Source organism: Vogesella alkaliphila (assembly GCF_014652475.1).
Taxonomy (GTDB): domain Bacteria; phylum Pseudomonadota; class Gammaproteobacteria; order Burkholderiales; family Chromobacteriaceae; genus Vogesella; species Vogesella alkaliphila.
Genome location: NZ_BMYW01000004.1, coordinates 154,694 through 167,517, shown reverse-complemented (window position 1 = coordinate 167,517; position 12,824 = coordinate 154,694). Strand labels below are relative to the sequence as shown.

Here is a 12,824-nt window from a genome sequence, read left to right as displayed (position 1 = left end):
TGTTTGACTTCATGTTGCGGGTGATCTAAGACCGTGTGTATGGCCTTGCTTATCGAATGAATTCCTGTAACCGCTGTTCAGCCAGGAGCTGATCATGAACAAGTATCGTTGTCACTTGATCCAGTTTTTGCTTGATGAGGATGGCGTGACCGCCATGGAATATGCCCTGCTGGGGGCACTTATCGCTATTGTCATTGTAGGTGCTGTTACTGGAGTCGGATTAAATGTCCAAGCATTGTTCCTGAACGTGGCCGACCAGGTTGAAGCAGTGGTTGCTGACGTCATGTGAAGTGAAAACCAAACCAGTATTATCCGCCTGACATTCTATTTTTTATTAAAAAATGCATTTTGCAATTAATTGATGGTCATTGTGAATTGATGCTGTGCAGGAAAGTTGAAAACTTAACTTGCTCACTGCCTATGGTGTACTAGCATAATGTTTAAGCTGTCAGTGATTGTGATTTAAGGTGCAGCCCAGTATTTGTTTTGAGTGTTCTGGCAGCAGGCCAGTCAAGCCTGGTTTGTTTGGATGCTTGAACAAAACATGCGTCGGGTCTCGACGGCGCAAAACGGACGGCAGCGGTTGCTGCCATTAGGTTCAATTTCCATGGAGGTTTTGGAAATGGATAAGCTCGCATTGACATTCAAACGTTTTATCCAGGACGAAGATGGTGTGACAGCCATTGAATATGGCCTGATTGCTGCGCTGATTGCCGTCGTGATCATTGCTTCGGTTGGCGCTGTGGGTGATAACCTGGAGCTGGTATTCAATAATATTGCAGCAGAACTGGCGGCAGCCTTGGCCTGACGTTGTTGTTCGTTTCAAGGGGAAGTAATTGACAACGATTTTCACCTGGCTAGCTGCCATTGGAATCAGTCTGCTATTCGGGGCGAGGTTGGGTCTGCTTGCTGGATTCCTCCTCGCTGCCGTTTTTACCGATATGGCGAGCAGAAAAATTCCAAATAAACTGGTCCTTGCCGGCATGGTTGTCGGGCTGCTGGTACAGGCCTTCTTGCCGGGTGGTGACGGGTTTTTGTCTGCGCTCAAGGGTTTGTTGTTCGGGTTCGGTTTATTCCTGCCGCTTTATCTATTACGCGTCATGGGAGCGGGGGATGTCAAATTGATGGCCATGGTCGGATGTTTTACCGGCTCGCCAGCTATCTTTGGTGTGGTGCTGTGTACATTGTTGGCTGGCGGCGTGTTGTCCTTGGCTTTCTCGTTGAAAATGAAGGCTGTCCGCCAAATGCTGAGAAACAGCATCTTCATGCTGATGCCAGGCGCTATCAGGCTAACCAGTGACAAACTGCCGGCTGATTCTGTGATGGTGAATTCGGTGGGAACCCTGCCTTATGCCATGGCGATTGCCATTGGCACGGCGGGCTATCTTGTTTGGCAAGGGATCTGATTTTGGTGGTTTGTGATTCTTGAGAGGCATTTTCATTAAAAACTCAATGCGCCAGTTAACACTTGCGCAGTTTTATTGTGTGCATTTTTTGTTAATTGGTGGTCAAAAAATTATTCTTGGTTAATGGTTTCTGCTGAGCTATATCTCATTGCATAAATACCCGGTTCGGTTTTTATGTTGGAGAGGAGGATGGAAATGTTCAATCCCGATGGCTTGGAATTACAGGGCGGCACTCCTCCTCGCGACCTTTTGCCCCGTGCTCCGCAGACTGTAAAAGAAACCGGGCTGGATTTCCTGTTTCTGGTGGAGCTGCTCTGCAAGACCCTCTTCTTTCACGGCCAGACCCGGTTGGTTGATCTGGTCAACCACACCAAGCTCCCCATCGGCGTGCTGGAGCCGTTGTTGGCCTTCATGCGCAGCGAACAGCTGTGTGAGGTGTCCGGCCGTAACGAGACAGAAGCCACCATCGCCTACACGCTGACCGACGTTGGCCGCAACCGTACCCAGACCTTCCTGCAAAAAAGCCATTACGCCGGCCCTGTTCCGGTAACGCTGCAGGCCTATAACGACGCAGTGCATCGCCAGTCGGTGGCGAACATGAAGGTCACCAAAGAGCTGGTGGCCGAAGGCTTCAAAGGGTTCGTCCTGCGCCAGAGCACCATGAATCAGCTTGGCGCCGCGATGAACTCCGGCCGGGCAATCCTGGTATACGGACCTCCCGGCAGCGGTAAGACCTATGTTTCCGAGCACCTGGCCACCCTGCTGACCGGCAACTGCACCATTCCTTATGCCGTACTGGTGGATAGCGAAGTGATCCAGCTGTTCGATCCGCTGGTACACCAGCCAGTAGTCAGCAGTCACAGTGGCAGTTCGCTGGACAAAGGGCCGCTGCATGATGCGCGCTGGGTGGAGTGCAAGCGCCCGGTGGTGATCACCGGGGGCGAATTGACACTGTCGATGCTGGATCTGGACTTTGACGAGAGCACCCGCTTTTACCAGGCACCACCACAGGTCAAGGCCAACAATGGCTTGCTGATCATCGATGACCTGGGGCGGCAGCTGGTTTCGCCGCAAATGCTGATGAATCGCTGGATTGTGCCGCTGGATCGTCGGGTGGACTATCTGGCGCTGCACACCGGTACCAAGTTCATGGTGCCATTCGACGTGATCGTGATTTTCTCCAGCAACATTCCACCAAGCACACTGGCCGACGAGGCATTCCTGCGCCGGCTTGGTTACAAGATTTACATCGGCAAGCTTGAGGAAGAGGACTACCGCGCGATTTTCGAACAGAACTGCACCCGTTTGGGCATTCCTTTTACCGAACAGGGGTTGCGGTTTGTGATTGATGAATTGCACGGCAAGCACGACAAACCCCTCCTCGCCTGTATTCCACGCGATTTGCTGGAACAGATCCGCGACTTCACCTTTTACCAGGGTATCAAGCCGGAGCTGAGCGAGGAGTTGCTGACGTGGGCATGGGAAAACTACTACACCAAGGGATAGGTTGCGGTTGCGACCTGGCTTGAGCTGTTAATCAAGTGTGGGGAGAAGGCAGTGAAAAACCCAAGAGCGATAGCAATGATCGTGGTGTCCATCATCGTCGGCCTGGTGGCCGTGGTGATGGCATCGCAATGGATCAACAAGCAGACCAGTGTTTCCGCCCAGAAAGTGGTCATCGCGGCGGTGGATGTCGATCTTGGCTCCAAGCTGACGCCGGAGATGTTGCGGCTGGTTGACTGGCCAAGCGGCAGCATTCCCGATGGCGCGATTGTCGATCCGCAGGCGCTGGACGGCCGGGTGCTGAAAACCAGCGTGCTACGCGGCGAGGCCATTCTGGAATCGAAACTGGCACCGGTAGGCACCAAGGGCGGTCTGTCTGCAGTGGTGATGGAAGGCAAGCGTGCGATGACGGTGCGGGTTAACGACGTGATCGGCGTAGCGGGCTTTGCCTTGCCTGGCAACTATGTCGATATCCTCGTCAATACCACAGATGATGCCAAAGCCAATACCAAGGAAAAGGTCGATCTGAGTATTTCCAAGATCGTGCTGGAGCACATCCTGGTGCTGGCGGTGGCGCAGGAAGCCAGCCGTGACGATACCAAACCCAAGGTGGTCAATGCCGTGACACTGGAAGTCACCCCGGAACAGGCAGAGAAGCTGGATCTGGCGCGCAGTGTCGGCACCTTGTCCCTAGTATTGCGCAATCAGGTTGACCCCAAACCGGTAGAAACCTCTGGCATTACCAAGCAGATTCTCCTGCGAGGCGAGGAAGAACCGGCTCCGGTCGCCAAGCCGGTGGTGGCCAGCAAACCGGTGGCCAAGCGGGTGGTGAAAAAGGTTGCCGTGAAACGGCCTGCACCAGCCAAGTCAACCTCGGCTGCAGCAACCCCGAACTGTGTAGAAATCGTCAGCGGCACGTCTCGACATACCGAGTGTTTCTAACTGTCAGACATCCAGCCCAATTCGTTAGGGAGTAAAGTCATAATGAAAAAGAAACCTGTCGAAGCACGCTTGCCCCGCCTGAATCTTGGTGCGATGGCAATCGCCACCTGCTGCATGATGATGTGGGCCGCACAGGCCCAGGCAGCCACGGTTTCGCCGAAAGCGGCAACCATTACACCGAAACCGGCGGCCACGACACCGTGCAATACCATCGAGTCGGCACCGATGGTCAACGTCACCGTCGGCAAGTCCTTCCGCCTGAAGACGACCTCACCGGTTAGTCGCATCCTGCTGGGTAACCCGGCGGGCACACAAGCGGCACAGCCCAAGGAAGGTGCGGATGGCGACGACAAGAAGGCTCCGGAAGGCAAGGCCAACGCGGGGGTGGCCGGGCTGGATGTGATCTTGCTGAGTCCGAGCGAAATCTACCTACTGGGCAAGAGTGTCGGCTCGACCAATATCATCCTGCTGAGCCGTACCGGGCAGTGCATGCTGGTCGATGTCACCGTCGGGGTGGATACCGCCTCGCTGCAAAGCTCGCTCAACGACATGCTGGCTGGCGAGGGTAGCCGCATCAAGGTCAGCGCCGCCTCCGATTCTCTGGTGCTGACCGGTAGCGTGGCGGACTCGACCCGCGTCGACAAGGCCATGACGTTGGCCGCAGCCTATGCCGGTCAATCCAAGGTCATCAACATGCTGTCGGTGGATGCGCCGCAGCAGGTGATGCTGGAAGTCAAAGTGGCGGAAATCTCGAAAAAGCTGCTGGACCAGGTCGGCATCAACCTGGCCGGGGTGCTGAACCACGGCGGCTGGAGCTTTAACTGGGACACCAACTTCCTGTCCGGCAACGCGTCCAACGCTATCGGGCTGTTGTTGGGCGGCTCCAATAGCAGTACCTCCAACCCGCGCAGCTTCAAGATCGATGGCCAGCACGATGATGGCCTGGTCAAGGTACTGGCCGAGCCGACCGTGATGGCGATCAGTGGCCAGGAAGGGAGCTTCCTCGCCGGTGGCAAGATATTCATCCCGGTGGCGCAGAACAGTGGCACCGGTGGCCAGACCATTACCCTGGAAGAAAAAGAGTTCGGCGTGGCCCTGCGCTTTACCCCGACCGTGCTGGATGGCGGCAGGATCAACTTGAAGGTCGCGCCGGAGGTGTCCGAGCTGAATGCCAGCGGCGTTAATATCACCGGTCTCAACGGCACCGCCATTTTGCCGTCGTTCACCACCCGCCGCGCCGCGACCACCGTGCAACTGCGCGATGGCCAGAGCTTCGCCATCGGCGGCCTGATCAAGAACAACGTCACCACCAATATCAGCGCCTTCCCACTGCTGGGTGAAATCCCGATCCTGGGTGCCCTGTTCCGCAGCAGCAGCTTCCAGACCGACAAGACCGAGCTGATCTTCGTGGTCACCCCGCGGCTGGTGAAACCGCTGCCACCAAACTACGCCTTGCCGACCGACAACTACACCCCGCCAAACCGGGCTGAGTTCTTCCTCGGCGGCAAGATGGAGGGCAAGCCGCCCGCCGCCGCAGGCAGCAGTTCCGGCGAAAGCGCTACGCCGGCAGCCCCGCCACAAGCTCCTCAAGCGCCATCCGGCTTTGAAGTGAAATAAGGAGGCCAAGTCATGCAAACTTACAAACTGGTGATGATTACCCGCACCGTATTGCTGGCCTCCCTGCTGACGGCCTGTTCGTCGACACCGTATCTGGATAGCCGCTTCGGCGAAGCCGTCAACATGGCCAAGGCGCAGCAGACCATCAATCCGGATGCGTCCCAGAATATGGACCCGGTTACCGGTATCGACGGTGTGGCGGCCAAAGACAGCGTGGATCGCTACCACGAGTCGTTCCAGAAGCCGCCTTCCACAGCCGGCATTCTCACCATTGACGTGTTGGGTGGCGGAGGCAAATAGCCCCGCCTTGTTTCCCCATTTGGTTTCAGGATCAGATGCATGAGGTGGCGTTATGAAACGCACAGGCAAGCTACCGGGCCGGCGATATCAGAAGGGCGCGGTAGCCATCATCGTCGGGCTATGTATTGTTGTGCTGGTCGGCTTTCTGGGGCTGGTCGCTGACCTCGGGCGGCTGTTCATCACCAAGACCGAACTGAGCAACGCAGCAGATGCTTGTGCGCTGGCGGCGGCGGCGGAGCTGAAAGGCGATGCCGAGTCGCTCAACCGGGCGGAAAGTGCCGGCATCACCGTCGGGCAGCGTAATAATGTCGACTTCCAGGGCGATGCAGTTTCAATCCTGGTCAATAGTGACGTCACTTTCAGTGAAACGCTGACCGGCACCTATTTCACCAAAAATGCGGTGGCGGCAGCCAGCATTCCGAACATGAAGTATGCCAAGTGCACCCTGCCACAGACCGGCATCATGCCTTGGTTCATGCAGGTCATGGGGGCTGGCGCGCAAACGGTGACTGCCCATGCGGTGGCCGCCCTGTCGCCATCGCAGACCAATTGCGCCATTCCGGTGGGGCTGTGTTCACAAACCCCGCCTTATTTGCCATCCACACCTACTACTTGCCCTGATGGCACGACGCCTGACAGTCATGGCTTTTGTGTCGGCAAGTGGTATGGCAGCCGTTTCACTGCCGGAGGCGGCTTTACCGGCAGCTTCAATCTCATTGATTTTTCGCCACCTAATGGCGGTGCCGTTGAACTGTCCAACCTGTTGACCGGATCGGGGCAGTGCGACCTGACCGTCAGCAATCCGGTAGGCCAGACTGGTATGCAGCAATCCATTGCCAAGGCCTGGAATACCCGCTTCGGCTTGTACCAGGGCAGCGATAACGTTGGCAATGCGCCGCCAGATTTCACTGGCTTTGCCTACACCGCGACATCCTGGACCAGTCAGTTCAACGCCTACAACGGCACATCCGGTACAACGTCCAATTTTCTGGCGGCAAGGGTTGCCAATACCATTTACCAAGGCGATGTTGCTGCGGGCCTTGATTTGACTGGTAACCCAAGCAGCGCTACCTCGGCGCAGCTGGATAGCAATGGTGCCGACCGGCGCTTGGCACTGATGCCGATTGTCAACTGTGATGGCTGGAGCAGCTCACAAACTGTCCCCATCCAGAAGTTTGCCTGCGTGCTGATGTTGCAGCCGATGGAAGGGCCTGGGGAAGAGACCTTTGTCGAATACCGTGGTCAGGCTGACGTGCCGGGCAACCCGTGCGCCACGCTGGGCCTGCCGGGGGCCGGTGGTGGTATTGGTCCCAAAGTGCCGGCGTTGGCGCGATAGGAGACGACCATGCAAACGCGTTCCCGCCAACAGGGTGTTGCTGCCGTCGAAATGGCGTTCCTGCTGATGCCGCTGATCTTCATCGTTTTCGGCATCACCGAGTTCGGGCGGGCGTTTTACCAGTACAACACGGTGATCAAGGCCACCCGCGACGCAGCCCGTTACCTGTCGGCACAGCAGCCCGGCACGAAAGATACCGAGGCCACCTGTCTGGTGCGCTATGGCAATACGACCTGTGCGGGTCAGTTGCTGGCTCCGTATCTGGGGAGTGCCACGGTGACGATATGTGACTGGCAGCGTTGTGCGGATCACCTTGCCCAAGGCACGGCACCGGTTGTCAATCTGGTGTCGGTCACGGTCAGTGATTACCAGTTTGTCTCGCTGGTACCGTTTGTTACCGCGGATCTGTCCACCATTACCTTTGACCCGATCCGCACTGTGATGAAGGCAAACCTATGAAAACCTCATTCCGGCAGCGGCGGCTCTCCCGCAGGCAGGCGCAGCGTGGCGTGGCGGCAGTGGAGTTTGCCCTGGTCGCCGTGATTCTGTTTTCCCTGTTGCTTGGCATCATGGAGTTCGGGCGACTGATGTTTGCCTGGAATTCGGCAGTGGAGGCGACGCGACGCGGTGCCCGCTTGGCGGTGGTGTGTGACATGAATGTCGCCACGATCAAGACCTCGATGCAAAAGTTTCTGCCGATTACCAACGTCAACGACATCGTGGTCAGTTACGCACCGAGCGGCTGTACCGGCGCGGCGAATTGCCAGAGCGTGACCGTGTCCATTTCGCCCAATGCGCCGGCTTTTCATTACGTCTTCCCGTTTATCAATGAGTCGTGGCGGATACCGACATTCAGCACCACCCTGACGCGGGAAAGTCTTGCCACCGGCACCGGCGCGGATGCCAACCCGGACTGTTCGCCCTGATGGTTGGACAACCTTTTTCAACCAACGCTTGCGGGCGCAACCATTTTTAGTTGAGGCGCAATCATGAGAATCTCGATTATTTCGCACAACACCAAGAACCTGGACGAACTGCGCCGCTTCGTCGAAACGGACAACAGCCGGGATGTGAAGGTGTTCACTGGTGGAGCGGAGATGCTGGCACCGGTTGCCGATCAGTTGCGACCGGACATCATCATTCTGGAGTGCGCAACCGACGACGCATTGGCGGACTTCTCTCCACTGGCGCAGCTAAACCTGCGTCACCCGGACATCACGCTGATTCTGTTATCCAGCAACCAGACGCCGGAAGTGCTGTTGCGGGCGATGCGTGCCGGTGTGCGCGAAGTGCTGCCCTCCCCGGTTGGCCGCGATGCGCTGCATGTGGCGCTGGTGCGCGTCGAAGAAAAGCGCAATCTGCAGAATACCTCGCGGCAGAAAGGCAAGGTGTTTGCCTTTATCCCGTGCAAGGGCGGCAGCGGCTCGACCTTCCTGTCGACCAACCTGGCCTACAACCTCGCGTCGCAGGAAGGCAAGAACGTGATCCTGATTGACGTCAACCTGCAGTTTGGCGATGCCTCGCTGTTCATTTCAGACCACAAGCCGTCGACCAACCTGGCCGAGGTGGCACGACAGATCATGCGTATGGACGCCTCGTTCCTTGCGTCCAGCCTGCTGGGGGTGCTGCCCAATCTGGGCATCCTGTCGGCGCCGGAAGACCCGGTGCAGGCGATGGAGGTCAGCCCCAGCCATATCGATACCCTGATCAACCTGGCTCGCAATCACTATGACGTGATTATCCTGGACGTTGGCCGCGCGCTGGACCCGGTCAGCATCAAGGCGCTGGATCACGCCGACGTGGTGTTCCCGGTGCTGCAGATCACGCTGCCGTTCATTCGCGATGCCCGCCGGCTGCTGGACGTGCTGCGCTCGCTGGGTTACTCGCAAGAGAAGATCAAGCTCTTGGTCAACCGTTATGAAAAAGGTGGCGACATCCGGCTGGAAGATGTCGAACGCACGCTGGGGATGACGGTGTACAAGACTATCCCCAACAGTTTCAAGGCGGTGGCGACATCGGTGAATCAGGGGATTCCGATCAGCAAGCTGTCGCCCAACAACCCGGTGGCGCGCACGCTGCAAGAGCTGGGGCGGGAGCTGGTGCAAGGCGGCAATGGCGAAACCTCGTGGTGGGGCAACCTGCTGCAACACATTCAGGGCGGGGTGCAGCCTGCTCGCACCGGCGGTGTACTGGGCGGAGCCTCGGCGCCGCAAACGCCGGATTAACGCTTGGTCCGTGCAACTGAATGGAATGCTTGTTAACGATAAATCTCTCGGCAATTAACGCATCAGCCTGATAACCCGCCACTTCGGGGCCCGAGCAGACTGATCATCGGCAAAGGGGTAGCTATCATGTCATTGCGCGATCGGCTCGAATCCATCCAGCCCAGCTCAGAAACCTTGCAGGCCATCGTCAAGTCGGCCACGTCGGCCAATTACGAGTCCTACCACGACCTGAAATCCCGTATTCACCAGAAGCTGCTGGAGCGGGTCGATCTGGGGGTGATGGAAAGCCTTGCCCCCGAGCGTTTGAAAGACGAACTCAAGATCCTGGTGGAGCGGCTGCTGGCCGAAGAAAACGCGGCCCTCAACGACAACGAGCGGCGCAGCCTGGTCAAGGACATCCAGCACGAAATGCTGGGCCTCGGTCCGCTGGAGCCGCTATTGGCAGACCCGACCATCTCTGACATCCTGGTCAATACTTTCCAGCAGGTCTACGTCGAACGCCGAGGCAAGCTGGAGCAGACCGATGTGCGCTTTACCGACGACGCACACCTGATGAAGATCATCGACAAGATCGTGTCGCGCGTCGGGCGGCGTGTCGATGAATCCAGCCCGATGGTCGATGCCCGTCTGCCGGATGGTTCCCGCGTCAATGCCATCATCCCGCCGTTGGCGATTGACGGGCCGATGCTGTCGATCCGCCGTTTCGCCGCCACCCCGCTACGCCTGAGCGATATCATCGAGCTGAAAAGCCTGACGCCGGACATGGGCACCGTGATCAAGGGCCTGGCCAAGGCCAAGGTCAATATGCTGATTTCCGGGGGGACCGGCAGCGGTAAGACCACCCTGCTCAATATCCTGTCCGGTTTCATTCCCGACACGGAACGCATCATCACCATTGAAGATGCGGCCGAACTGCAGCTGCAACAGCCGCACGTCATCCGGCTGGAAACCCGGCCGCCGAATATCGAGGGCCGTGGCGAAGTGCCGCAAAGGGCACTGGTGCGCAACAGCCTGCGGATGCGACCGGATCGCATCATCCTTGGCGAGGTGCGCGGTGCCGAGGCCGTCGACATGTTGCAGGCAATGAACACCGGTCACGAAGGCTCGATGGCCACCATCCACGCCAACACCCCGCGCGACGCCATCACCCGCATGGAAAACATGGTAGGCATGGCCGGGATGAACCTGCCGCCCAAGGTGATCCGCCAGCAGATCAGCTCCGCACTGAGCGTGGTGATCCAGGTGGCGCGTCTTACCGATGGCAAGCGCAAAGTCACCAGCATCATGGAAATCACCGGTACCGAAGGCGACGTGATCACCATGCAGGAGATCTTCCAGTTTGTGCAAACCGGTATCGGTGTGGACGGCGCGGTACTGGGTTACTTCTGTGCCACCGGTGTGCGGCCGAAGTTCATCGAGCGCCTGAAGACCCATGGCGTGGAGATTTCGGACGCGCTGTTTGACCCCAGCAAACGATTCGAGTAGGTGCCATCATGGACACGACCTTTGCCATTCTCATCCTGCTGATCTTTGTCGCGGTGGTCTTTTTGCTGGAAGGCGCGTTCCTGACCTGGAACTCGTACAAAGGTCCGGAGGCCAGCCGCATCGAACGCCGCTTGCAGGCGATGTCTGCCGGCGCGCATCACGGCGAAGCCATGCAGCTGATGAAAGAGCGCCTGCTCAGCGAAACCCGGGTGGTGCAGCGCTTGCTGCTGGCGTTTCCGCGCGTGCACAAGCTGGACCGTATCCTGCTGCAGTCAGGCTTGAAGCTGAATGTCGGCGCGTTTCTCGGCTTCAGCCTGGTGCTAGGGTTGGCCGCATTCATTGCCAGCCGCTTTTTCCCGCTGCCGTTGCTGCTGTCGCTGCTGATCGGGGCTGCGGGCGCCTGCATCCCGTGGCTGCTCGTCATGAATGCCCGCCACAAGCGACTGGTGCTGTTCGAGGCGCAATTGCCGGATGCGCTAGACCTGATGTGCCGGGCCTTGCGCTCTGGCCATGCCTTGCCGCAATCGCTGAAGATGATCGGCGATGAAATGCAGGACCCGATCGCCGGTGAATTCCGCATTGCCTTCGACGAGGTCAACTACGGCTTCTCGATGCAGGAAGCGCTGATGAACCTGGCGACGCGCATCCCCAGTACCGACCTGCGCTATATGGTGATCGCGGTGCTGATCCAGCGCGAAACCGGCGGCAACCTGGCCGAGCTGCTTGGCAATATCAGTGCACTGATCCGGGCGCGGCTGAAGCTGTACGGCACCATCCGGGTGCTGTCGGCCGAGGGCAAACTGTCGGCGTGGATCCTGACCCTGCTGCCGTTTGCGGTGGGTGGGGTGATCCAGCTGATCAATCCGGGCTTCATGAAGGTGTTATGGGAAGACCCCAGCGGCTTCATCATGGTTGCGCTGATCGGCTGCATGATGGTTGTCGGGGTTTTCTGGATGCGGCAGATCATCAAGATCAAGGTCTGACGGCCCCCTACTTGTCATGGCGAGGAAACAGTCATGAATACCTCACAATGGATCTATCTGGCGATTATCTTCCTGGTGGTGTTTGGCGTTGCGCTGACCATCTCGATGCAAGTCGCCCCCAACCGGGTAAAGGCCCGTCTGGAAAAGGTGGTGCAGGCGGATACGCCACTGGACACCGACAACGCCTCGGCCTGGGTGGCCAAGGCCATCAAGATCGCCACGCCGCTGGCCAAGCTGTCGGTGCCTGGCGACGGCTGGGAAAGCTCGCCGATCCGCATCCGCTTCATGAATGCGGGCTACCGCGGCACCTCGGCAATACCGCTGTACTTCGGCGCCAAGACCCTGCTGGCGCTGGTGTTTCCCGGCGTGCTGTTTCTGTATGTCGGCCTGACCGGTGGACGCATGGAAGGCAACAACTTCCTGATCTCGATGCTGTTTGCCGCCGCGGTAGGCTACTACCTGCCCAACATCATCCTGGCGCGGCGCATCGAACAACGGCAGCAGGAAATCTTCAACAACTTTCCCGATGCCATCGACCTGCTGCTGGTCTGCGTCGAGGCCGGCCTGGGGCTGGACGCTGCGCTGCTGAAAGTCGGCGAGGAAATCCGCATCAAGAGCCCCATCCTGGCCGACGAACTGCATCTGGTGAACCTGGAGCTGCGCGCCGGCAGCAGCAAGGACCGTGCGCTGCGCAACCTGGCGATGCGTACCGGGGTGCAGGAGGTAGATACCCTGGTGGCGATGCTGATTCAGGCGGATCGCTTCGGTACCAGCATCGGCGAATCGCTGCGCGTGCATGCCGATGACCTGCGTACCAAGCGCCGCCTGCGTGCAGAAGAAGCCGCCGCCAAGATCCCGCTGAAGCTGCTGTTTCCACTGATTTTCTGCATCTTCCCTGCCCTGTTGCTGGTGTTGCTGGGGCCGGCCTTCATCCAGATCTACCGCGTGCTGCTGCCATCGTTCGGCGGTGGTGGTTAGCCGGGTTTGCTTGGCGCAGGTTGTTATCGAGCATGTCATGGGAGAAAAC

At 58.2% G+C, this 12,824-nt stretch carries 15 protein-coding genes; 14 read left to right on the top strand and 1 reads right to left on the bottom strand.

The window, feature by feature from the left end:
• The first annotated feature begins 94 nt into the window (after nt 1-94).
• From IE100_RS08005 to cpaB, 5 genes are all read left to right on the top strand, one after another.
• Nucleotides 95-289: a Flp family type IVb pilin gene (locus IE100_RS08005; protein ID WP_189373581.1), complete on the top strand. Its 195-nt coding sequence runs from the start codon at nt 95-97 to the stop codon at nt 287-289.
• Between the two features lie 201 nt (nt 290-490).
• A complete protein-coding gene (locus IE100_RS16515; protein WP_268245217.1) occupies nt 491-808 on the top strand; it encodes a Flp family type IVb pilin in 318 nt (105 codons plus the stop codon).
• A gap of 28 nt (nt 809-836) precedes the next feature.
• On the top strand, nt 837-1,406 hold the full coding sequence (locus tag IE100_RS07995; RefSeq protein WP_229800285.1) for an A24 family peptidase: 570 nt from the start codon (nt 837-839) through the stop codon (nt 1,404-1,406).
• 195 nt (nt 1,407-1,601) lie between these two features.
• Complete coding sequence (locus IE100_RS07990; RefSeq protein WP_189373580.1) at nt 1,602-2,912, top strand: DUF8689 domain-containing protein; 1,311 nt, start codon at nt 1,602-1,604, stop codon at nt 2,910-2,912.
• Nucleotides 2,913-2,987: 75 nt separating this feature from the next.
• On the top strand, nt 2,988-3,851 hold the full coding sequence (gene cpaB, locus IE100_RS07985; RefSeq protein ID WP_229800284.1) for a Flp pilus assembly protein CpaB: 864 nt from the start codon (nt 2,988-2,990) through the stop codon (nt 3,849-3,851).
• Here the strand turns inward: cpaB and IE100_RS16425 are convergent.
• On the bottom strand, nt 3,848-4,090 hold the full coding sequence (locus tag IE100_RS16425) for a hypothetical protein (RefSeq protein WP_229800283.1): 243 nt from the start codon (nt 4,088-4,090) through the stop codon (nt 3,848-3,850). The genes cpaB and IE100_RS16425 overlap by 4 nt on opposite strands.
• On the opposite strand from IE100_RS16425, the gene IE100_RS07980 reads away from it, so the two are divergent.
• The 9 genes from IE100_RS07980 to IE100_RS07940 all read left to right on the top strand — a co-directional run bounded on the left by IE100_RS07980 (nt 4,077) and on the right by IE100_RS07940 (nt 12,775).
• On the top strand, nt 4,077-5,468 hold the full coding sequence (locus tag IE100_RS07980; RefSeq protein WP_229800282.1) for a type II and III secretion system protein family protein: 1,392 nt from the start codon (nt 4,077-4,079) through the stop codon (nt 5,466-5,468). The genes IE100_RS16425 and IE100_RS07980 overlap by 14 nt on opposite strands.
• A 12-nt stretch (nt 5,469-5,480) precedes the next feature.
• Nucleotides 5,481-5,768 carry a hypothetical protein gene (locus tag IE100_RS07975; protein ID WP_189373577.1) on the top strand — a complete coding sequence of 96 codons (288 nt, stop codon included), beginning with the start codon at nt 5,481-5,483 and terminating at the stop codon, nt 5,766-5,768.
• A gap of 52 nt (nt 5,769-5,820) precedes the next feature.
• Entirely contained in the window at nt 5,821-7,104 is a 1,284-nt protein-coding gene (locus tag IE100_RS07970) for a pilus assembly protein TadG-related protein (protein ID WP_189373576.1), read from the top strand.
• A gap of 9 nt (nt 7,105-7,113) precedes the next feature.
• Nucleotides 7,114-7,563, top strand: coding sequence for a TadE/TadG family type IV pilus assembly protein (locus tag IE100_RS07965; protein WP_189373575.1), 450 nt, complete (start codon nt 7,114-7,116; stop codon nt 7,561-7,563).
• Nucleotides 7,560-8,030, top strand: a complete 471-nt coding sequence (locus IE100_RS07960; protein WP_189373574.1) for a TadE/TadG family type IV pilus assembly protein — start codon at nt 7,560-7,562, stop codon at nt 8,028-8,030. The genes IE100_RS07965 and IE100_RS07960 overlap by 4 nt, the downstream gene beginning before the upstream one ends.
• Before the next feature lie 63 nt (nt 8,031-8,093).
• A complete protein-coding gene (locus tag IE100_RS07955; protein WP_189373573.1) occupies nt 8,094-9,329 on the top strand; it encodes a CpaE/TadZ family protein in 1,236 nt (411 codons plus the stop codon).
• Between the two features lie 126 nt (nt 9,330-9,455).
• Nucleotides 9,456-10,814 (top strand): TadA family conjugal transfer-associated ATPase, encoded by a 1,359-nt coding sequence (locus tag IE100_RS07950; protein ID WP_189373572.1) that lies wholly within the window; start codon nt 9,456-9,458, stop codon nt 10,812-10,814.
• A gap of 8 nt (nt 10,815-10,822) precedes the next feature.
• Entirely contained in the window at nt 10,823-11,797 is a 975-nt protein-coding gene (locus IE100_RS07945) for a type II secretion system F family protein (protein WP_189373571.1), read from the top strand.
• Nucleotides 11,798-11,830: 33 nt separating this feature from the next.
• The gene (locus IE100_RS07940; protein ID WP_189373570.1) at nt 11,831-12,775 is read left to right on the top strand and encodes a type II secretion system F family protein; all 945 of its coding nucleotides are present in this window, start codon (nt 11,831-11,833) and stop codon (nt 12,773-12,775) included.
• Nucleotides 12,776-12,824 lie beyond the last annotated feature (49 nt).

Excerpts from the sequence above, each read along its gene's own strand:
- IE100_RS07980 (WP_229800282.1), top strand. The coding sequence starts at position 4,077 with ATGGTCAACGTCACCGTCGGCAAGTCCTTCCGCCTGAAGACGACCTCA.
- IE100_RS07965 (WP_189373575.1), top strand. The coding sequence starts at position 7,114 with ATGCAAACGCGTTCCCGCCAACAGGGTGTTGCTGCCGTCGAAATGGCG.
- IE100_RS07970 (WP_189373576.1), top strand. The coding sequence starts at position 5,821 with ATGAAACGCACAGGCAAGCTACCGGGCCGGCGATATCAGAAGGGCGCG.
- IE100_RS07945 (WP_189373571.1), top strand. The coding sequence starts at position 10,823 with ATGGACACGACCTTTGCCATTCTCATCCTGCTGATCTTTGTCGCGGTG.
- IE100_RS07950 (WP_189373572.1), top strand. The coding sequence starts at position 9,456 with ATGTCATTGCGCGATCGGCTCGAATCCATCCAGCCCAGCTCAGAAACC.
- cpaB (WP_229800284.1), top strand. The coding sequence starts at position 2,988 with ATGATCGTGGTGTCCATCATCGTCGGCCTGGTGGCCGTGGTGATGGCA.
- IE100_RS07975 (WP_189373577.1), top strand. The coding sequence starts at position 5,481 with ATGCAAACTTACAAACTGGTGATGATTACCCGCACCGTATTGCTGGCC.
- IE100_RS07940 (WP_189373570.1), top strand. The coding sequence starts at position 11,831 with ATGAATACCTCACAATGGATCTATCTGGCGATTATCTTCCTGGTGGTG.
- IE100_RS07990 (WP_189373580.1), top strand. The coding sequence starts at position 1,602 with ATGTTCAATCCCGATGGCTTGGAATTACAGGGCGGCACTCCTCCTCGC.
- IE100_RS07955 (WP_189373573.1), top strand. The coding sequence starts at position 8,094 with ATGAGAATCTCGATTATTTCGCACAACACCAAGAACCTGGACGAACTG.
- IE100_RS07960 (WP_189373574.1), top strand. The coding sequence starts at position 7,560 with ATGAAAACCTCATTCCGGCAGCGGCGGCTCTCCCGCAGGCAGGCGCAG.
- IE100_RS08005 (WP_189373581.1), top strand. The coding sequence starts at position 95 with ATGAACAAGTATCGTTGTCACTTGATCCAGTTTTTGCTTGATGAGGAT.